The following is a 19,507-nucleotide window of genomic DNA, read 5'->3' on the forward strand; positions in this document are numbered from 1 at the left end:
GCGCGCCCTCTTCTTTGACAGCTCCTGCAAATGGCTCCACCATCGCGCGGCGCATTCATCGTCGACGAGAAGGATTTCATGAGCAGAGTGTCCACCGCGCCGGTCGCAAGGAAGGGAGGGTCCCCACTGGCTGTGGCCGCAGGTGTGGCCGTGACCGCACTGCTGGCGCGCCTGCTCTACGTGCAGTTCTTCAGCACGCCGATGCCTTTCTGGGACCAGTGGGACGGCGAGGGTGCCACCGCGCTGCAGCCCTGGTTGAACGGGACGCTGCAGTGGAGCACGCTGCTGACGCCGCACAACGAGCATCGCATCCTGCCGACGCGCCTGGTTGCGCTGGTGTCCTATCTGGTCACCGGGCAGTGGAACAACGTCTACGAAGCGCGCATCAGCGCGCTCGTGTTCTGCTTCATTCCAGCGCTGCTGGTCTGGTACGCGCTGCGTGACGCCGCAGCGGCCAACGGACGCCGACTGCTCGTCGCCTTCGCACTGCTCATGTCGGTCCTGCCGTTTGCCTGGCAGAACTTCCTGGTCGGGTTCCAGAGCCAGTTCTACTTTCTGATCCTGTCCAGCATCGTTGCCATTGGGCTGGCCGCGCGGCACCACCAGCGCATTCCGGCGCTGCTGGCATCCACCGCGCTGAGCGTGCTGGCCGCCACCACCATGGCCTCGGGCATGCTGACCGCCGTCGCGGTCGGCATCACCTGCCTGATCGCCTGCCTGTGCCTGCCGGGCAGGCGTGCCCCGGCACTCTGCGCGACGGCGGTACTGGCCGTTCTGGCTGTCGTTGCCTATCGCGTGATTCCGGTCATCGATGGCCACGGCATGCTGCGCGCACAGTCGCTGGCCGAGCTGCTGCTGGCGGCGACGCATGCGCTGGCATGGCCGGCGCGCTCGAACTGGGCGGTCATCATCGTCTGGTTGCCCGGCGCGGTGATGATTGCGCGCATGCTGCTGCGTCGACAGGCGAGCAGAACCGATCTGGTGATGGCGGGCCTGTGCATCTGGACGGCGCTGCAGGGCGTGGCGATCGCTTACGGACGCGGCCATGAGATGCGTGTTCCTGCGTCGCGCTATACCGAACTGTTCGTACCTGGGCTGTTCGCCAACGCCTGGTTCGCACTGCGGCTCTGGAACCTGCTGCCGGCGTCGCGGATGCGTGGCGCCGCGCGTACCGCCGTGGTCCTTTTCGCGCTGCTGGTGGTGGTGGCGCCGCTGAGCCAGGTAGGCAAGGATTTCCAGAGGATCCGCGAGTTCGCTGCGGCCTGTCGGCTACAGCAGGAAAACGTCATCCGCTATCTGGTCACCGGCGATCCGGCTGCGCTGCAGGTGGGCGAGTTCGAGTTGCCGTACCCGGATGCGGGGAAGCTGAAGGCGCAGCTGGACGACCCGAAGCTGCGCGCGATCCTGCCGGTGAATCCCGCCAGGCCGGCGCCCGGCGACCGATGAGCGGGCCCGGTGGGCGGTCGATGTCCGACTGCCCGTCGAAGGCGCCGCCGCGTCAGTTGCGCCCGTACGTATCCTCGAAACGCACGATGTCATCCTCGCCCAGATAACTGCCTGACTGCACTTCGATCAGTTCCAGCGGCAGCTTGCCGGGATTGCGCAGGCGATGCGTCACGCCCAGCGGGATGTAGGTGCTCTGGTTCTCGCTGAGCAGGATCACCTCGTTGCCGCGGGTCACCTCGGCGGTACCGCTGACCACGATCCAGTGTTCGGCGCGGTGGTGATGCATCTGCAGGCTGAGCGTGCCGCCGGGCTTGACCGTGATCCGCTTGACCTGGAAGCGCTCGCCGTTGTCGATCGAATCGTAGGCGCCCCAGGGGCGATACACCTTGCGGTGCCAGGTCGCCTCGCTGCGGCCTTCGGCCTTCAGCTGTGCCACCACGGTCTTGACCTCCTGCATGCGGTCGGCCTTGCCCACCAGCACCGCATCGTCGGTCTCGACCACGATCACGTCATCGAGGCCGACCATGGCCACCAGGCGCTGGGCATAGGCATAGGTGTTGCGGCAGTCGATGGCGATCACATCGCCCTGGTGGGCGTTGCCGTCGCCGTCCTGCTGCGAGACATCGCGCAGTGCGGTCCACGAACCGACGTCGTTCCAGCCGGCATCCAGCGGGATCACCACCGCGTCGGCGGTCTTTTCCATCACCGCGTAGTCGATCGAGTCCGAGGGCACGGCGGTGAAGGCATCCTTGTCCAGGCGGGTGAAGTCGGCATCGCGGCGCGCCTGCTGCCAAGCCTGGCGGCTGCGAGCCAGCATTTCCGGCTGGAAGCGCTCCAGCTCCTGCAGGTAGCGCGACGCCTTGAACAGGAACATGCCACTGTTCCAGTAGTACTGGCCGCTGCTGACGTAACCGGTAGCGGTCTCCAGGTCGGGCTTCTCGACGAAACGCTCGACCGCGCGCACGCCCTGTCCATCAGCGGCCTTGATATAGCCATAACCGGTTTCCGGGCCGGTCGGTACGATGCCGAACGTGACCAGCTTGCCGGCTTCAGCGGCACTGGCGGCGGCCTGCACTGCACTGCGGAAGGCTGCTTCATCAGTGATTACATGATCGGAGGGCAGCACCAGCAGCAGCGCGTCGGCACCGTCCCGGGTGGCCTCCAGCGCGGCCACGGCAATCGCCGGTGCAGTGTTGCGGCCCACCGGTTCCAGGATGATCGCGGCCGGCTCGGCGCCGACCTGCTGCAGCTGTTCGGCGGCAACGAAGCGGTGTTCCTCGTTGGCAATCACCAGCGGGCCACGCGCCGCCAGTGGGGCGACGCGTTGCCAGGTGGCCTGCAGCATCGTCAGCTCGCCGGCCAGTGGCAAGAACTGCTTCGGGTAGGCCTCGCGCGAAAGCGGCCATAGGCGTGTACCGGACCCACCGGACAGGATGACGGGCTGGATGCTGCTCATGCGGGCCTCGGTTACTGCTGGATCAGACGGGAGATTTCGTCGGTACGCGCCTGCATCAGTGCGGCGTCACCACGCGCTTCGACGTTCAGGCGCAGCAGCGGCTCGGTGTTGGAACTGCGCAGGTTGAAGCGCCAGTTGCCGAAGTCGGCACTGATGCCATCGGTGCGGTCCAGCGCGGGCGACTGCGCGGCGAAGTGTTCCATCACGCGCGCAACGGCGGCCTTGGCATCGGCCACCTTGAAGTTGATCTCGCCGCTGCACGGGTAGGCTGCCATGCGGTCTTCAACCCAGTCGGCCAGCGAACGGCCGCTCTCGGAAACCAGCTGGGCGATCAGCAGCCACGGAATCATGCCCGAGTCGGCATAGGCGAACTCGCGGAAATAGTGGTGTGCGCTCATCTCGCCGCCGTACACCGCGTCTTCGGCACGCATCTTTTCCTTGATGAAGGCATGGCCGCTCTTGCACTGCACCGAGACACCGCCGGCCTGCTCGACCATGTCCACCGTGTTCCAGACCAGGCGCGGGTCATGCACGATCTTGCCGCCGGGATGGCGCGCCAGGATCGCCTTGGCCAGCAGGCCGACCAGGTAGTAGCCCTCGATGAAGCGGCCGCTGTGGTCGAAGAAGAAGCAACGGTCGAAGTCACCGTCCCAGGCGATGCCGAAGTCGGCACCGTGTTCGCGCACCGCGTCGGCGGTGGCGGCGCGGTTCTCCGGCAGCAGCGGGTTGGGAATGCCGTTAGGGAAGCTGCCGTCCGGCTCGTGGCACATGCGGATGAACTCGAACGGCAGGTGCGGTGCCAGCAGGTCGACGATGGCGCCGGCGCCGCCATTGCCCGCATTGACCACCAGCTTCAGCGGCTTCAGTTTGCTGGCATCGACGTAGCTCAGCAGATGCTGGATGTAGGCGTGCTTGTCATGCTGGGCGGTCTGCCCGGCACGCGGCGGCTGGGCCTCGGAGGAATCGGCGGCGACCGCGTCGGAAATCGCGAACAGGCCGGTATCCGAACTGATCGGCCGCGCGTTCTCCTTCACCAGCTTCATGCCGTTGTAGTCCATCGGGTTGTGGCTGGCGGTCACCATCACGCCGCCGGCCGCGCCGAGGTGATCGGTCTGGAAGTAGACCTCTTCGGTGCCGCACAGGCCGATGTCGATCACCTCACGGCCGGTCCCACGCAGGCCTGCGGCCAGCGCATCCTGCAGTGCCGGACTGGTAAGGCGCACATCATGGCCGAGGACCACCGGGCCTGGAGCGAGCTGTGCGGCCAGGGCGACGCCGATGCGACGGGCCAGGTCCTCGTTCAGTTCTTCCGGCACACGGCCGCGGATATCGTAGGCCTTGAAAGCGGGCAGGGGCATCGATCAGATCCTTTGTGAGCTCAGCCCTCGATTGTAGTCCCAGTCCCGTATGGGAATCGTTTCCATCGGGAAACGCCACCTGACTGGGTGTTCCGGTCAGTGCTGCGGCGGCCGCCGGCCCGGCCTGCGGGTGAGTCTGGCCGGCAGGCCCGGCAGTGGCGCCAGCAGTGCCTGCACGTCTTCTTCGCTGAAGCGCGGCCCGGCGCTGCCACCGCCTTCGAGAATCGATTCGGCCAGCAGGGCCTTGCGCTTCTGCAGCTCGGCAATCCGCTCTTCGATGCTGCCTGCAGCGATCAACCGGTAGACGAACACCGGCTGCTGCTGGCCGATCCGGTGAGCGCGGTCACTGGCCTGGTTCTCGGCGGCGGGATTCCACCAGGGATCGAAATGGATGACGGTGTCGGCCGCGGTCAGGTTCAACCCCACGCCACCTGCCTTGAGGCTGATCAGGAACACCGGGATTTCACCCTGCATGAAACGCTGCACCGGCGTGGCCCGGTCCTGGGTATCACCGGTCAGGGTCACATAGGCCAGTCCCAGATCGTCCAGCGCCTGCGCGATCAGCGACAGCATGCCGGTGAACTGCGAGAACACCAGGATGCGACGACCTTCCTCGACCATCGGCGGCAGCATCTCGCGCAACAGATCCAGTTTGGCCGAGCCTGCAGCCCGTGCCGGTGCGTTGCCCGGCAGCAGGCGCGGATCGCAGCAGACCTGGCGCAGTTTCAGCAATGCATCCAGCACCACGATATGGCTGCGCGCCAGCCCGCTGCCGCTGATGGCCTCGCGCACCTGCTTTTCCATCGCTGCACGCACGGTTTCATAGAGATCACGCTGGCCGCCCTCCATTTCGACCGCACGGGTAATGAGGGTCTTGGGCGGAAGCTCCGACGCGACCTGGTCCTTGCGTCGGCGCAGGATGAACGGGCGCAACCGCTGCGCCAGCAGCTGGGCACGGCGATGGTCGCTGCCGCGTTCGATGGGGTGGCGCCAATACTGGTTGAACTGCTTCTCGGTGCCGAGCAGGCCGGGCAGCAGGAAATCGAACTGCGTCCACAGTTCGCCCAGGTGGTTTTCCAGCGGCGTGCCGGTCAGGCACAGGCGATGGCGGGCCTGCAACGTGCGCAGGGTGACGGCAGCGCGTGATTTCGGATTCTTCACCTGCTGGGCTTCATCCAGAATCAGCAGATGGTAGGCATATGCCTGCAGCGCCTGCTCGTCGCGCCACAGCAGGGGGTACGTGGTCAGTACAAGATCGTGTTCGGGGATGGCCTCGAACAGCGCTTCACGTGCCGGTCCATGCAGGGTCAGCACACGCAGGGCAGGGGTGAAGCGTGCCGCTTCGCTCTGCCAGTTGTGCAGCAGCGAGGTCGGCACCACCAGCAGCGCCGGCTGGTCCAGGCGGCCACTTTCCTTCTCGACCAGCAGATGCGCCAGGGTCTGCAGAGTCTTGCCCAGCCCCATGTCATCGGCCAGCACGCCGCCCAAGCCCTGCTGGCGCAGGTACTGCAGCCACGACAGGCCCTCGAGCTGATAGGGGCGAAGCGTTGCCTCCAGCCCTGCCGGCGGCGGTACTTCGCTCAGTGCGGGTGCCTGCATCAGCCGCTGCACGAGCGCCTGGGTATCATTGCGGCCACGGAACTGCAGGCGCGCAGTGTCCTGCAGCGCCTGCAGGCGGCCACGGTCAAGCGCAGACAGGCGCAGCGGCGCGCCACGCTGGGCAAACAGGTCCGCCAACAGGGCCATGATCGGCTTGAGTCGTGCGGCCCGCAGTGCCAGGCGCGAGTTGTCGCCCGTCGTCAACAGGATGTTCTCGTCGTCGCCGATGTCATCCAGCTGGCCACGCATCCAGCGAGGGTCGGCCTGCAGCACCTGCTGCAGCAGCGGAACCATCGACACATCGCGGCCTTCCACCTGGACGTCCAGGCCCAGGTTGAACCAGCCCGCGTCTTCCGGGTCCGCCTGGATGTCCAGGTCGATCTCCTCCACCCGGGTGATGCGATGGCGGAAATCCTCGTCCGCCTCCACCTTCCAGCCCAAGGCTTCCAGGCGCGGCACGTCGTCCAGGAGGAACCGTGTCCAGTCATGGGTACGCAGCTGGAACTGCGGGCCGGCGCCTTCCAGTGGCGCCCGCGGAGCCGTGTCGCGATGCAAGCCCACCGTGCGCAGCTCGGCCTCGCGCCGAGATTCCTCACCCAGGTCGCGGGGCAGCAGTGCGAGCTGGCCCTCCGGATCGTGGGCGAACAGGCTCGGATCATCCAGGAACCGCACGTGCTCGTCGTACTCGAAGGCCACGGTTGCGATATCGGCCCATTGCGAAGGGTCGCGGGGGCCGAGCCACGGCGGCCGGAATTTGATCGTATGCAGGCGCAGCACGGGGGTCATGGCGCTGATCTGCAGCGTAGGCAGTGTGTCGCCTGCACCGGGGCGCGGCAGCGCGGGGTCGATCTGTTGCAGCAGTTGCGCCACTATCGGTTCCTCATCGGGGAGCAGGTGGGGAAGGGCGAGAAACGCGTCCGCGTCCTCCGGCTTGACGTCCAGCAAGAGAAGGCCGACTTCACCGGAGACCGGATCCAGGTAACCGGCACTAGATCCCAGTACGAGGCCGTCCGCATCGCCTTCCACGCTCAGTGTCGGCGCCAGCAGCAACCTGCCGTGAGTCGTCTCTGCGCTCCACCCCAACGTACCGCGACGTGGTGCGCCGGGCCTGGCCGGCACGCGATCATGCATGCCACATGACACCCAGCCATGCCCGCTGGACACGATCGACTGCAGGATCGTGCCGACGTCGAACCACTCCGGCGGTTTTACCGACTGATGCAGGGCCCACAGCTGCGCCACCGCGGCCAGGTCGGCCTGCGTCAGGTAGGCGGGCGGTTCCAGCAACAGCTGAGGGGTGATTTCCTGCCACTTGTCGAACTCGATCGTATCGTCGAGGGCGTATTTGACGCGGCGGAGCAGGATGGAAGGCCGGTGATTGAACGTGGACAGCTCGAAGATGATGCCGCTTCTACGTGACCGGGGAGGCTGGGTTCTGACGGACTGCCAGCGTGACAGCTGTTCCAGCAGTTCGCGGCGTGGCGACTGGACCGGTTCGTGCTCCGACGCTGGATCGTCATCGCCCAGGTCTGCTGCGTCCAGCATGTGGGCGACAAGCACGGCTGCCACGTGCTTGCAGTGACGGCCGACAGGGCACGAGCATTCACTTTGCAGGCGGCTGCGAGGATGGCGCAGGCTGGCTTCCAGATCGATCTCCACCCGGTAGGGATATCTGGCTGAGCCTTTCACTTCGGCGATGAGCATTCCACTGGTCAGATGCATGTTGCGGACACCGGACAGGCAACGTTCGCTCTTTTCCAGTGTCCACGCGTCCATCCAGCGGAGCAGGTCTTCTTCGGTGTAGGTCTGGGCCATCAACGAGGGTGGGCCGGGCATGGGGCCGGCCATGGCAGGGGAACCGGGCATTCTACGGAACCCCGTGCGATGCCCGTGCAATGCTGCGGCGCATCCAGGCCCTTCGCCGCCCTCCAGCTAGAATGCGGTCATCCTCAACGTGCAGGGTAGTACAGCAATGCAGCAATCGACTTCCACCGGCAAGCGCAGCAAGCGCTTCGCCAGTGCGGCGGAGGCCCTGCAAGGGGTGGTCGCCGATGGCCAGACGCTGGCCGTGGGCGGCTTCGGCCTGTGTGGCATTCCCGAGGCCCTGATCGCCGCGCTGCGCGACAGTGGTGCCAAGGGCCTGACCGTGATCTCCAACAATGCCGGCGTTGATGGTTTCGGCCTCGGCCAACTGCTGGAAACCCGGCAGATCAAGAAGATGATTTCGTCCTACGTGGGCGAGAACAAGGAGTTCGAGCGGCAGTTCCTGGCCGGCGAGCTCGAGCTGGAATTCAACCCGCAGGGCACCCTGGCCGAGCGCCTGCGTGCCGGCGGTGCGGGCATTCCGGCGTTCTTCACTGCCACCGGCTACGGCACCGTGGTGGCCGAGGGCAAGGAAACCCGCGAGTTCGACGGCAAGCACTACGTGATGGAAACCGCGCTGCGCGCCGACGTGGCGCTGGTCAAGGCGTGGAAGGCCGACGAGGCCGGCAACCTGGTGTTCCGCAAGACCGCGCGCAACTTCAACCCTGCCTGTGCGATGGCCGGCAAGATCTGCATCGTGGAGGTAGAGGAGGTGGTACCGGTCGGTGCCATCGATCCGGATCAGGTGCACCTGCCGGGCATCTACGTGCACCGCATCGTGCACAACGCGCATCCTGAAAAACGCATCGAACAGCGCACCATCCGCGCGGAGGGCAACTGACATGGCGTGGACCCGTGACGAGATGGCGGCACGCGCCGCCCGCGAACTGACCGATGGTGCGTACGTGAACCTGGGCATCGGCCTGCCGACACTGGTCGCCAACCACATCCCTGAAGGCGTGGACGTGTGGCTGCAGTCGGAGAACGGCCTGCTCGGTATCGGCCCGTTCCCGACCGACGCGGAAGTGGACGCCGACCTGATCAATGCCGGCAAGCAGACCGTGACCGCACGCGACGGTGCCAGCTATTTCGGCAGCCACGACAGCTTCGCGATGATCCGCGGTGGCCACGTCAACCTGGCCATCCTCGGTGCCATGCAGGTCACCGACAAGGGCGACCTGGCCAACTGGATGGTGCCCGGCAAGATGGTCAAAGGCATGGGCGGCGCGATGGACCTGGTGGCCGGGGTGCAGCGCGTGGTGGTGCTGATGGAGCACACCGCCAAGAACGGCGAGCACAAGATCCTGGCCGAATGCACGCTGCCGCTGACCGGCGTCGGCGTGGTCGACCGCATCATCACCGACCTGGCCGTGTTCGATGTCACCGACGCGGGCCTGCAGCTGGTGGAAGCCGCACCGGGAGTCAGCGATGACGAACTGAAGGAAAAAACCGGCGTGGCGTTCGCCCGCAGCTGAGGCCGGAGCCTCAGCGCTTTCGGGCGTAAGCATATTCCGAGGAGGAAGCGCGCGGGGGAGCGCCTTCCACCTCGGAGGTGTCGGCCACGGTGAACCCGGCAGCGGACACTACGGCTCCAGTCGCACGCTCGATGGCATGCGCCAGCGTGCCATCGATCTGCCCCGCTTCAGTGTCGAACATGCTCGGCAGCAGATGGGCATCGAGCAGCGGGCGCAGCGCCGGCAGGCGTACCCAGAACATGCTGCCGGACGCGAACTGCCCGTCACCGGGCGCGCTGTCCAGGCCCAGCAATGCCCACAGCCGCTCCATGCGCTGCGCATTGCCGCCGATGTAGTCGGCTACCTTCAGCAGGTGGCCCGCCGGAGCCATCAGGCCGATGCTGGGATTTGCCAGCAGATGGGCCAGGTTCGCCGCAGCCTGCGCAGTGCCCAGCAGCGCATCGACCATCTCGCGCCGCCACTGGTCACCATTGTCGCGGTGGGTGGAGCGCTTGGTGTGCAGCTTCAGCACCAGCGATTCGTTCTGCTGCAGCAACCGGTCGGCGGCGTGCAGGAACGGCAGGACGTCCCGGCCGTGGTTGTCGTAGACCCAGATTTCAGCGGTCAGGCCCTGCGCATCGACGATCGACTGCACCTGTGGCTGACGCTCGCCTGTCGTGGTGATGACCAGGCGTGCCTGTAGCCCGCTGTCCTTAACCGCCTGCAACAGCTCCGGCAGTGCATCCAGGTACCACGCGTGGATGACGATGCAGGGACGCGACGGAGCGGCCTGCGAGGGGAACAGCGCGCGCCGGGTGGCCTGCAGCCAGGCATGGCCGAGACGGGCATCGGGTTCAAGAACAGCGCTTTCGGCCCATTCGTTCCAGGCATTGATGAATACCAGGCGCCGAGCAGGCGCCACATCACGCAGGCGCTGGTGCACCGTGTCGTGCAACCAGTCGCTGTAGCCACGCGGCGACGCGTGAAGCAGCACGCGGCCGCGTCCCGGGCGGCGCGCTTCGTTGTCCCAGCCAGGGTTGACACCTGGATACAACGGATAGTCCGCCAGTGGTGCACGGCGCATCTGTGTCGCCAGCTCGCGCCAGTCGCGCACGTCGCCTTCGTAATCGGGATTGAGCAGGAACTGCGTGGTGTTCAGCTGGCGCGGGGCGGCAATATTCGGTGGGAACTCCACTGCGGCATCGAAGCCGATGTCGCGGGGGTCCGGGCGTTCGAAACTCTGCACGTAGGCCAGATGGATCTCGCCGATGCCATTGTCACGGCACCAGCCACGCCAGCGCGCCGCCGTAGCCTTGGGGTCGGGCAGCAACTGTGGCCGGTACAGCAGCAACACCGGTCGTCCCTCGATCTTCAACGCACGCCGGTCGCGCAGGTAATCGGCAACGTGGGCGATGAACGCCAGATCATCCTCGGCACTGTGCTGTTGGCCGATCAGTACGTCCTGGTTGCGCCCATCCCAGCGCCGGGTCCAGTTCTCGTTGGCCCAACACAGGCAGAACGGCAGCTCGATCGTGCTGTCGCCCAACCACTGCCGCAGCGGCCGCTCCATCAGCGTGTGGCCGCTGAACCAGTAGAAGTAGAAGCAGAAAGCGCCGATGCCATGGTCTGCAGCGAGTTTGGCCTGCGCCCGCAGCGTCTCGCCAACACGAAGGTCATAGAAGCCCAGGTCGCCGGGCAGGCGTGGCTGTACATGGCCCTCGAACTGGGGCAGGGCGCGGCTGACATTTCGCCATTCAGTGAAGCCCTTGCCCCACCAGGCATCGTTCTCTTCGAACGGATGGAACTGGGGCAGATAGAAGGCCACCAGCGTAGCTGGCAGCGTGGCAGGCAATGGCGCGTCATCTTCGGCGGCGTAGCCGATCGCCCGTTCATCGGCGCGCTGCAGTGGACGGGTACCGTCGGCAGCGGCGCCGATGCGACCACGCGGCGGAGGGGGACTCCAGCTGCCAATGCGATCCAGGCCCCGGTTGCGCAGCCGATCACGCAGCGACGCAGGCATCGGCAGGGCACGGAACAGTGCGCGCAGGACCGAGAAGGTGAGCTGGCGGATGCCGGGCGCCGCGTGGCTCATGGATGGAACTTGGGAAAAGAGGGGCGGCGCATGATTCGGGACCAACGGTGGGACTGCAGCCATTTTCCGGTAATCGTCGCTGCAACGGCAAATCCATCAAATCCATCAGGTGCTACTGTGCCGCCATGCTGTTCCCCCACGACCTTCCCGATGCGGACGTCCGCCACCTCCCGGCCTGGCTGTCTCCCGCCGAGGCCGATGCCTTGCAGCGCGATCTGCAAGCCGGCGTGCCGTGGGAGGTGCATCGCATCCGCATGTTCGGCAGCTGGGTGGATTCGCCACGGTTGAGCTGCTGGATAGGTGATCCGCAGGCGCGCTATCGCTACTCGGGGGCAGAATTCGTGCCGCACCCGTGGCCGCCGTCCCTGCAGGGCATGCGCGAGCGCCTGCAGGACGATGGCTTCGGCCGCTTCAACAGCGTACTGCTGAACCGCTATCGCGGCGGTGACGATTACATGGGCTGGCACAGCGACGACGAGCCCGAACTGGGCCCGGCGCCGGTGATCGCCTCGCTGAGCCTGGGCGCGGCACGGCGCTTCCTGCTGCGCCGGCGAGACGATACGGCGCGCAAGGCGGAGTATCTGCTCGGCCATGGCGACCTGCTGGTGATGGCCGGGCAGACCCAGCGCTTCTACCAGCACGCGCTGCCGAAGATGGCGCGCGTGCAGGGCGAGCGGATCAACCTGACGTTCCGCTGGATTGCGCCACGCTGATCGATCAGCGCGTGACGGTCGGCTGGTCGGCCTGCCCGCTCACCAGCGTCCAGCCCACCACGTCCTGCGCCAGCTGCTGCAGGCCACGTTCGAAGGCGGCGGTGACGGCCGGCACGTCGGTACTGCCGACCGGCTGTGCCTGACGGAAGGTACGGTCGGCGACCACGCGCTGATCGGCGACGTGGATCAGCTTGGCGTTGACCTCGATCACCACGGTCGGCGTGGCCTGGCCCTGGTAGTCCGACTCGAAGCGGCGCACGTCGGTGGACAGCTTGTAGTCGGCGCGGATGCCGGCGGTGCTGCGGGCGACGCCGTGGATGCGTCCGGAATCTTCAAAGCCGCGCAGCAAGGTGTCCTCGATCATGTCGGTGGCCGGCTGGGCCCAGCTGGCGCCCTTGTAGATCTCCAGCTGCGACGGGGTCGGCCGCACGTTGATGCGCGGGCTGTCGACCATGCGTGCGGCGCTGGGCTTGGCCAGTACCAGCTGCCAGCTGGCCTGCGGCCACGCCGGATCGGCCTTCACCTGCACGGCGGGCGAGTACAGCGTCACTGCGGTTTTCTCGCTGCTGCCAAGGATGGAGCAGCCGCCCAGCAGGGTGACCAGCGAAGCGGCCAGCAGCAGGCGCGGAAGGGGCATCGGGCTCATTTGGGTTCGAACTCCTTCGGTGCGTCGCGGCCCAGCAGGTAGCGCGCGGGATTGTTCTCGAGGCGGTCGCTGACCCGGCGCAGGTCGCGGATCAGGCCGCGCAGTTCGGTCAGCGTCGGGCCCAGCTGGCCGAGGCCATCATTGGCGAAGCTGTTGATCGCGGCGCGGTTCTCGCCAAGGATCGAATCGGCGTTGCCGGCGGCCGAGTCGAGCTTGGCCAGGGTGCCGTCCAGCTTGTCGATGATGCCCGGCAGCTGCTGCACCAGGTTCCTGTCCAGGCGCTCGATGGTGCCGTTGGTGGTCTTCAACGTGGTGTCCAGGCTGCGGGCGGCGTCGCGCGCGCTGAGCAGCAGCGCCTGGGTACCCTGGTCACGGTCGGCCAAGCCGCCGCTGATCGTCTCCAGGTTGGCCAGCGTCGCGTTGATTGAAGCTACGTTGCGATCGCTGAGGATCTGATCCATGCGCTCGACGATGCGGTTGGCGACGTCGGTGATGTTCTGCAGCGCCGACGGCGTGGTCGGGATGATCGGGGCCGGGTCCTTGTTGACCGTGGTCAGCGCCGGCGACTGCGGCGTGCCGCCGCTGAGCTGGATGATCGATGGGCCGGTCAGGCTGGTGATCGCCAGCTTGGCGCGGGTATCGGTCTTGACCGGGGTGGTCGAGTTCAGGCGGATGCGTGCGACCACCTGGCGCGGGTCGTCCGGCACCAGGTTCAGTTCGATGATCGAACCGACCGCGATGCCGTTGTACTGCACCGGGCTGCCCACCGACAGGCCGGTCACCGCCTCGCGGAACACCACGCGGTATTCCTGCCAGGTGCGGTCGGAGGAGTACTTGGCCGCCCACAGGCCGAAGGCCAGCAGGGCCAAGCCGGTGATCAGGGTGAACGCGCCGATCAGCACGTAGTTGGCTTTGGTTTCCATGGCTCAGGCACTCTCGATCTGTTCGCCGCGCGCGGCACGCGCACGCGGTCCGTGGAAGTATTCCTGGATCCACGGATGATCCAGTTTCTCGATGTCCGGCAGTGGCGCGTTGGCCACCACTTTGCGGTCGGCGATCACCGCCACCCGGTCGCAGATGGCGTACAGCGTGTCCAGGTCGTGGGTGATCAGGAACACGGTCAGCCCCAGCGCCTCCTGCAGGGTCTTGATCAGGCGGTCGAACGCGGCCGCACCGATCGGGTCGAGGCCTGCGGTCGGTTCATCCAGGAACAGCAGCGGCGGGTCCAGCGCCAGCGCGCGGGCCAGGCCAGCGCGCTTGCGCATGCCACCGGACAACTGCGATGGCAGCTTGTTGATCGCATCGGCGGGAAGGCCGGCCAGCTTCACCTTCAGCAGCGCCAGCTCGTAGTGCCAGCGCTCGGGCAATTCGCGGTGGTGTTCCTTCAAGGGCACCTGCACGTTCTCGCCCACGGTCAGCGATGAGAACAGGGCGCCGTCCTGGAACAGCACGCCGGTATTGCGTTCGATGTGCAGGCGGCTCTCGGCGTCGTCGGCACGCGCGTCGCGGCCCAGCACTTCGATCTGGCCGGCGTCGGGCGTGCGCAGGCCCAGGATCGAGCGCATCAGCACCGACTTGCCGGTGCCCGAGCCACCCACCACGCCGAGGATCTCGCCACGGCGCACGTCCAGGTCCAGGTCTTCATGCACGGTCTGGCTGCCGAAGCGGTTGACCAGCCCGCGCACGCGGATGGCCAGGTCGTGGCCGTCGCCGTCCTGCATGGGTATTTCTTCGGGAGTCGGATGCGTGCTCATGTCACCAGTCCATGTGCATGAACCACAACGCCGCGAAGGCGTCGATGATGATCACCAGCGAGATCGTCTGCACCACGCTGGAGGTGGTGCGTTCGCCGACCGACTGCGCCGTGCCTTCCACCTTCAGCCCTTCCAGGCAGCCGATCAGGCCGATCACCAGCGCAAACACCGGCGCCTTCGACAGGCCGACCAGCATGTGCCGCACTTCCATCGTCTCGTGCATGCGCGCGATGTACATCTGCGGCGGGATGTCGAGGTCGAACGCGCCGACAGTGATGCCGCCGGCCAGGCCCGCGATCATCGCGATGAAGGTCAGCAGGGGCAGGGTGACCAGCAGCGCCAGCAGGCGTGGCAGCACCAGCAGGTCGATCGGATCCAGACCCAGCGTGCGCATCGCGTCGATTTCCTCGCGCGCCTTCATCGCGCCGATCTGCGCGGTGAACGCACTGGCGGTGCGGCCGGCCAGCACGATCGCGGTCAGCAGTACCGCGAACTCGCGCAGGAAGGCGATGTTGACCAGCTCGACCACGTAGATCTCGGCGCCGAAGTCGCGCAGGATGGTCGAGCCGAGGAAGGCGATCACCGCGCCGACCAGGTACGACAGCAGCGCCACCAGCGGTACTGCGTCCAGCCCGACCTGCTCCATCTGGTGGACGGTGGCGGTCAGGCGGAAACGGCGGGGCTCCTTGACCAGGCGTGCTGCCTTGACCAGGTTCTCGCCGAGGAAACTGCACAGCGCCTTGATGTTGTGGCCAGTGGCATGGACGCTGACACCGAGCCGTTCCAGCGCCGCCAGCACGCCGAAATCGCGCTTGGGCCGGGGCCGGTCGTCGGCCACTTCCTCGATGGTGCAGACCAGCGCCTGGTGGTCCGGCCGGAACTGCAACGCGTCCTCGCCAAGGTCGGCGCGATGCGCTACGCGCAGTACCTGCAGCACGCCGGCCGAATCCATCTTCTCGATGCCGGTGGCGTCGATGCCGGTCAGCGTGTCGGGAACGCCGCGCAGGACTTCGGCCGCGGCCAGCGCGGTCTTCAGGGTCCAGGTGCCGGACAGGCGGATCAGGCCCGGGTCATGGGCATCCTGTTCGAGCTGGGGGGCGTGGTTCGGGGTCACTTGGGCCATTCGGGTCGCAGCATAACCGTTCTGTCTGGGGCATCGCGTCGAACCCGGATGAATTTATCCAGTGCGGCCCGGCAGTAGGTAATACTACGGCGCATGTCCGCAGACGCTCACACGATCCCCACGCCCCAGGCCACCTACGCGCAGCGCGTGGCCTTTGTTTCCGAGATCGCCGGACGCCTGCACAGCTACGGCACCACGGCCCAGCGCCTGGAAACGGCAGTGGTGGCACTGGCCCGCCAGCTCGATCTGGATTGTGAACCGTGGTCGAATCCCACCGGTATCATCCTCAGCTTCAGCGACCCGGCGCAGGCCATCGGCTCCAGCGACATCACCCGGGTGATCCGCCTGGCGCCCGGCGAGAACGACCTGCACAAGCTCAGTGTGGCCGACCATATCGCCGAGGAAGTGGCCAACGGGCGGATGAGCATCGCCCAGGGCCACACCGCACTGCGCCAGCTGGACAAGGATCCGGGCCGGCGCGGCAAGCTGCGCACCATTCTCTCGTTCACCCTCGGCGCGGCTGGCGTGGCCGGCATGTGGAAGCTGCCGTGGCTGGACATCGCGACCGCCGGTGTCATCGGCCTGATGATCGGCCTGCTCGGCATGGTCACCGACCGTCGCCCGGCCACCCGTGAAGCGGCCGAGGCGCTGGCGGCGCTGCTGGCCGGCATGGTCGCAACCCTGGTCGCGTCCTTTGTTGGCGCACTCAACCTCAACACGGTGATCATCGCCTCGCTGGTGGTGCTGCTGCCCGGCATGTCGCTGACCAATGCGGTCAATGAACTCGCCAGCCAGCATTGGGTCTCGGGTACCGCGCGCTTTGCCGGCGCGTTGACCACCATCATGAAGCTCAGCGTGGGCGCGATGATCGCGGTGACCTTGGCCGATGTACTCGGCCTGGACCCGGTGATCCGCGCCACGCGGCCGCAGGGGCCGTGGGTGGAGTGGGGTTCGCTGCTGACCGCGGCATTCGCCTTCGCGATGCTGTTCAAGGCCAACCGGCGCGATTACCCGTGGGTGATCGCGGCCTCGGTGGCGGGTTACGCGATCTCCAAGTTCGGCGGGCACGCCTGGGGCGCGCCGGCCGGCATCTTCCTGTCAGCGATGCTGCTGACCGCCGGTGGCAATCTATTCGGCCGCCTCGTTGGCCGCCCAGGAGCGATCATCCGCCTGCCGGGCATCATCATGATGGTGCCCGGCAGCACCAGCCTGCGCGGCGTGCTGACCCTGGTCCAGCAGCAGGACGTTGGCGCGGGCCAAAGCGTGTTCCTCACCGTGCTCAACGTGGTGATGGCGCTGGTGGCCGGCCTGCTGTTCGGCAACCTGCTGATGCCGGCGCGCAAAACCCTGTAGGTGTGGACCGTTGGCCCGCACACCGAAGAATGAAAAACGCCGGCTTCCGCCGGCGTTTTTCATTGCATCCCGATCCGGCCTCAGGCCTTCTTGATCAGGAAATCTTCCGGCTTCTTGTTGCCCTTGGCGGTCAGCTCGGCCATCCAGCGCGGCTGCTTGCCACGACCGGTCCAGGTTTCCTTGGGGTTGGCCGGGTTGCGGTACTTCGGGGCAACCTTGCCCAGCTTGCGGCCGGCGGTCTTGGACGGTGCCTTGGCTGCCGGGGCGGCTTTGCGCGCGCGCGGGGCCGGGGCGCCGCCGAACAGTTCTTCGATGGTGTAGCCCTCGGTCTTGGCCAGCTTGGTCAGCTGGGCCCGGACCTTGGTGATTGGCCGGCGCTTGGCGACGATGGTCTGCTGCTTCTTGGCGGTACGGATCAGGGCGCCCAGCTCGCGTGCCGACAGGCCGGTCAGGTCAATGCTCATTTACGGTTACTCCGGAAACTAAAATGTGGACGGGACGAGCCAGTCCATGGCGTCGCGGGACAGAATAAAGATGAATTAATCACAGCACAAATGCAGGCGGGTCATGGCCTGGCAGCATCCCGGCTGCATTGCGTCGATTTTGACCGGATTATGTCCGCTGCAGTATTGCTCAACTGGGCGACAGGCAAAAAAAAAGACCGGGGCGTGCCCCGGTCTTCTCCTGATCAGCCCTGCAGTCGCTGCAGCAGGGTGGCCTTGTCCAGGCTTTCCGCTTCGCTGGCGCGGCGCGAGCGGTACTCGTAGGTACCGGCGGCCAGGCCGCGCTCGCTCACCACCACGCGGTGCGGGATGCCGATCAGTTCCATGTCGGCGAACATCGCACCCGGGCGCAGGCCACGGTCGTCCAGCGCGGCATCGAGGCCGGCGTCGCGGAGTTCCTGCAGCAGGCTGGCAGCAGCATCGGCCACGGCGGCGTCGCCCTTCGGGTTGATCACGCACACCACCACCTGCCACGGCGCCATCGCGTCCGGCCAGATGATGCCGGCATCGTCATGGTTCTGTTCGATCGCGGCAGCCACCACGCGCGAGATACCGATGCCGTAGCAGCCCATCGCCATCACCGCCGCCTTGCCGTTCTCGTCCAGCACGGTGGCATCCAGCGCTTCGGCATATTTGCGGCCGAGCTGGAACACGTGGCCGACTTCGATGCCACGGGCGATCTTCAGTTCGCCACCGTCCAGCGCGCGGTCACCGGCACGCACGTTGCGGATGTCGGCCACTTCCGGTTCCGGAAGGTCGCGGCCCCAGTTGACCCCGGCCAGGTGGAAACCGACTTCGTTGGCGCCGACGACGAAGTCGGACATCGCGGCCACTTCGCGGTCGGCGACCACGCGGATGGCCTTGGCCGGGGCGACCGGGCCGAGGAAGCCCGGCACGCTGCCCAGGTACTCGGCGATTTCCGCCTCGCTGGCAAAGCGCTGTTCGTCCAGGCCGGCAACCTTGGCCAGCTTGATTTCGTTGACCTCATGGTCGCCGCGCACCAGCACCAGCACGAACTGCTGTGCTTCGCCTTCACCGGCGATCAGCGCCACCGACTTCACCGTGCGCTGCAGCTCGATGCCGAGCAGCGCCGCGACGTCCTCGCAGGTTTTCTGGGTAGGGGTGTCGACCTTGCGCATGGCTTCACTGGCAGCCGCGCGCGGTGCCGGATCGGCGGCGATCGCCGCTTCCATGTTCGCGGCGTAGTCCGAACCGGTGGAGAACACCAGCGCGTCTTCGCCGGAATCCGCGATCACGTGGAATTCCTGCGAGGCATCGCCACCGATCGCACCGGAGTCGGCCTGCACCATGCGGAAGTCCAGGCCAAGGCGGGTGAAGATGCGGCTGTAGGCCGACTTCATGTTCTCGTATTCGCGCACCAGGCACTCATCGTGCAGGTGGAACGAATAGGCATCCTTCATCAGGAATTCGCGCGAACGCATCACGCCGAAGCGCGGGCGGATCTCGTCGCGGAACTTGGTCTGTACCTGGTAGAAATTCACCGGCAGCTGCTTGTAGCTGGACAGCTCGCTGCGCGCGAAGTCGCAGGCGGCTTCTTCGGCGGTCGGGCTGTAGCAGAACACCTGGTCCTTGCGGTCCTTGATCTTCAGCAGCTGCGGGCCGAACTTCTGCCAGCGACCGGTCTGCTCCCACAGTTCCTTCGGCTGGATGGTCGGGATCTGGAATTCCACGGCACCGGCACGGTCCATTTCCTCGCGCACGATGCGCTCGACCTTGCGCAGCACGCGCAGGCCCAGCGGCGACCAGGTGTACAGGCCCGATGCCAGCTTGCGGATCATGCCCGCGCGCAGCATCAGCCGGTGGCTGGTGAGCTCGGCGTCGCTGGGGGTTTCCTTGGTGGTGTGCAGGTGGAACTGGGAGAGGCGCATCGTCGGCTTCGGATAACGGCAGAGACGCCTATTCTGCCAGCCCGGCCGGGGGGAGGGGTATCGGCAGGGCTGCGCCCTGCACCCGCCTCAAGCAACGGCAACAGCGGGTTTCCCGTGGTAAGGCAGGGTGGGTCCGGTTGCGGGGGGGCGCCGTGAATACGTCCATGTAGGCTCGGTCGCCGCATCCATGCGGCTCACGCCCCCGCAACCGGACCCACCCCGCCTTTGACAGACCCCGCGATCTGTTGGACATGCCGA

15 protein-coding genes are annotated in these 19,507 nt (G+C 66.6%); 5 read left to right on the forward strand and 10 right to left on the reverse strand.

Annotated elements, in window-relative coordinates; translation table 11 throughout:
* Positions 1-78: 78 nt before the first annotated feature.
* Positions 79-1,446, forward strand: coding sequence for a hypothetical protein (locus CKW06_RS03015; RefSeq protein WP_044571172.1), 1,368 nt, complete (start codon positions 79-81; stop codon positions 1,444-1,446).
* Positions 1,447-1,498: 52 nt separating this feature from the next.
* On the opposite strand, the gene CKW06_RS03020 is transcribed toward CKW06_RS03015, so the two are convergent.
* The 3 genes from CKW06_RS03020 to CKW06_RS03030 form a co-directional block, all read right to left on the reverse strand.
* Positions 1,499-2,902 (reverse strand): mannose-1-phosphate guanylyltransferase/mannose-6-phosphate isomerase, encoded by a 1,404-nt coding sequence (locus CKW06_RS03020; protein WP_024957338.1) that lies wholly within the window; start codon positions 2,900-2,902, stop codon positions 1,499-1,501.
* Between the two features lie 11 nt (positions 2,903-2,913).
* Positions 2,914-4,260, reverse strand: a complete 1,347-nt coding sequence (locus CKW06_RS03025) for a phosphohexomutase domain-containing protein (protein WP_024957337.1) — start codon at positions 4,258-4,260, stop codon at positions 2,914-2,916.
* Between the two features lie 96 nt (positions 4,261-4,356).
* Positions 4,357-7,674: a DEAD/DEAH box helicase gene (locus CKW06_RS03030; RefSeq protein ID WP_024957336.1), complete on the reverse strand. Its 3,318-nt coding sequence runs from the start codon at positions 7,672-7,674 to the stop codon at positions 4,357-4,359.
* 157 nt (positions 7,675-7,831) lie between these two features.
* Between CKW06_RS03030 and CKW06_RS03035 the strand changes: the two genes are divergently transcribed.
* Entirely contained in the window at positions 7,832-8,563 is a 732-nt protein-coding gene (locus CKW06_RS03035; RefSeq protein ID WP_024957335.1) for a CoA transferase subunit A, read from the forward strand.
* A 1-nt stretch (position 8,564) separates the two neighbouring features.
* On the forward strand, positions 8,565-9,197 hold the full coding sequence (locus CKW06_RS03040; RefSeq protein ID WP_024957334.1) for a CoA transferase subunit B: 633 nt from the start codon (positions 8,565-8,567) through the stop codon (positions 9,195-9,197).
* A 10-nt stretch (positions 9,198-9,207) separates the two neighbouring features.
* Here the strand turns inward: CKW06_RS03040 and CKW06_RS03045 are convergent, their stop codons facing one another.
* A complete protein-coding gene (locus CKW06_RS03045) occupies positions 9,208-11,268 on the reverse strand; it encodes a glycoside hydrolase family 99-like domain-containing protein (RefSeq protein ID WP_024957333.1) in 2,061 nt (686 codons plus the stop codon).
* A 125-nt stretch (positions 11,269-11,393) separates the two neighbouring features.
* Between CKW06_RS03045 and CKW06_RS03050 the strand changes: the two genes are divergently transcribed.
* Positions 11,394-11,981, forward strand: a complete 588-nt coding sequence (locus CKW06_RS03050) for an alpha-ketoglutarate-dependent dioxygenase AlkB family protein (RefSeq protein ID WP_024957332.1) — start codon at positions 11,394-11,396, stop codon at positions 11,979-11,981.
* Between the two features lie 4 nt (positions 11,982-11,985).
* Here the strand turns inward: CKW06_RS03050 and CKW06_RS03055 are convergent, their stop codons facing one another.
* From CKW06_RS03055 to CKW06_RS03070, 4 genes are read right to left on the reverse strand one after another with little or no spacing between them, the layout of a single operon-like run.
* Positions 11,986-12,627: an ABC-type transport auxiliary lipoprotein family protein gene (locus tag CKW06_RS03055; RefSeq protein ID WP_005407999.1), complete on the reverse strand. Its 642-nt coding sequence runs from the start codon at positions 12,625-12,627 to the stop codon at positions 11,986-11,988.
* Positions 12,624-13,550 (reverse strand): MlaD family protein, encoded by a 927-nt coding sequence (locus CKW06_RS03060; protein ID WP_005408000.1) that lies wholly within the window; start codon positions 13,548-13,550, stop codon positions 12,624-12,626. The genes CKW06_RS03055 and CKW06_RS03060 overlap by 4 nt, the downstream gene beginning before the upstream one ends.
* Before the next feature lie 3 nt (positions 13,551-13,553).
* Complete coding sequence (locus CKW06_RS03065; RefSeq protein WP_005408001.1) at positions 13,554-14,381, reverse strand: ABC transporter ATP-binding protein; 828 nt, start codon at positions 14,379-14,381, stop codon at positions 13,554-13,556.
* A 1-nt stretch (position 14,382) separates the two neighbouring features.
* Positions 14,383-15,504, reverse strand: a complete 1,122-nt coding sequence (locus CKW06_RS03070) for an ABC transporter permease (protein ID WP_005408002.1) — start codon at positions 15,502-15,504, stop codon at positions 14,383-14,385.
* Between the two features lie 93 nt (positions 15,505-15,597).
* Between CKW06_RS03070 and CKW06_RS03075 the strand changes: the two genes are divergently transcribed.
* Positions 15,598-16,857, forward strand: coding sequence for a threonine/serine exporter family protein (locus CKW06_RS03075; protein WP_005408003.1), 1,260 nt, complete (start codon positions 15,598-15,600; stop codon positions 16,855-16,857).
* Positions 16,858-16,937: 80 nt separating this feature from the next.
* On the opposite strand, the gene CKW06_RS03080 is transcribed toward CKW06_RS03075, so the two are convergent.
* A complete protein-coding gene (locus CKW06_RS03080) occupies positions 16,938-17,321 on the reverse strand; it encodes an H-NS histone family protein (protein WP_005408004.1) in 384 nt (127 codons plus the stop codon).
* A gap of 224 nt (positions 17,322-17,545) precedes the next feature.
* Positions 17,546-19,249, reverse strand: coding sequence for a proline--tRNA ligase (locus CKW06_RS03085; RefSeq protein ID WP_024957331.1), 1,704 nt, complete (start codon positions 19,247-19,249; stop codon positions 17,546-17,548).
* Between the last annotated feature and the right edge of the window lie 258 nt (positions 19,250-19,507).

Source organism: Stenotrophomonas maltophilia, assembly GCF_900186865.1.
Taxonomy (GTDB): Bacteria; Pseudomonadota; Gammaproteobacteria; order Xanthomonadales; family Xanthomonadaceae; genus Stenotrophomonas; species Stenotrophomonas maltophilia.

What these genes read in the sequence shown, in the direction of transcription:
- CKW06_RS03015 (WP_044571172.1), top strand. Translation starts at nt 79, where the DNA reads ATGAGCAGAGTGTCCACCGCGCCGGTCGCAAGGAAGGGAGGGTCCCCA.
- CKW06_RS03045 (WP_024957333.1), bottom strand. Translation starts at nt 11,268, where the DNA reads ATGAGCCACGCGGCGCCCGGCATCCGCCAGCTCACCTTCTCGGTCCTG.
- CKW06_RS03070 (WP_005408002.1), bottom strand. Translation starts at nt 15,504, where the DNA reads ATGGCCCAAGTGACCCCGAACCACGCCCCCCAGCTCGAACAGGATGCC.
- CKW06_RS03080 (WP_005408004.1), bottom strand. Translation starts at nt 17,321, where the DNA reads ATGAGCATTGACCTGACCGGCCTGTCGGCACGCGAGCTGGGCGCCCTG.
- CKW06_RS03025 (WP_024957337.1), bottom strand. Translation starts at nt 4,260, where the DNA reads ATGCCCCTGCCCGCTTTCAAGGCCTACGATATCCGCGGCCGTGTGCCG.
- CKW06_RS03020 (WP_024957338.1), bottom strand. Translation starts at nt 2,902, where the DNA reads ATGAGCAGCATCCAGCCCGTCATCCTGTCCGGTGGGTCCGGTACACGC.
- CKW06_RS03050 (WP_024957332.1), top strand. Translation starts at nt 11,394, where the DNA reads ATGCTGTTCCCCCACGACCTTCCCGATGCGGACGTCCGCCACCTCCCG.
- CKW06_RS03040 (WP_024957334.1), top strand. Translation starts at nt 8,565, where the DNA reads ATGGCGTGGACCCGTGACGAGATGGCGGCACGCGCCGCCCGCGAACTG.
- CKW06_RS03055 (WP_005407999.1), bottom strand. Translation starts at nt 12,627, where the DNA reads ATGAGCCCGATGCCCCTTCCGCGCCTGCTGCTGGCCGCTTCGCTGGTC.
- CKW06_RS03085 (WP_024957331.1), bottom strand. Translation starts at nt 19,249, where the DNA reads ATGCGCCTCTCCCAGTTCCACCTGCACACCACCAAGGAAACCCCCAGC.
- CKW06_RS03030 (WP_024957336.1), bottom strand. Translation starts at nt 7,674, where the DNA reads ATGGCCCAGACCTACACCGAAGAAGACCTGCTCCGCTGGATGGACGCG.
- CKW06_RS03065 (WP_005408001.1), bottom strand. Translation starts at nt 14,381, where the DNA reads ATGAGCACGCATCCGACTCCCGAAGAAATACCCATGCAGGACGGCGAC.
- CKW06_RS03035 (WP_024957335.1), top strand. Translation starts at nt 7,832, where the DNA reads ATGCAGCAATCGACTTCCACCGGCAAGCGCAGCAAGCGCTTCGCCAGT.
- CKW06_RS03060 (WP_005408000.1), bottom strand. Translation starts at nt 13,550, where the DNA reads ATGGAAACCAAAGCCAACTACGTGCTGATCGGCGCGTTCACCCTGATC.
- CKW06_RS03075 (WP_005408003.1), top strand. Translation starts at nt 15,598, where the DNA reads ATGTCCGCAGACGCTCACACGATCCCCACGCCCCAGGCCACCTACGCG.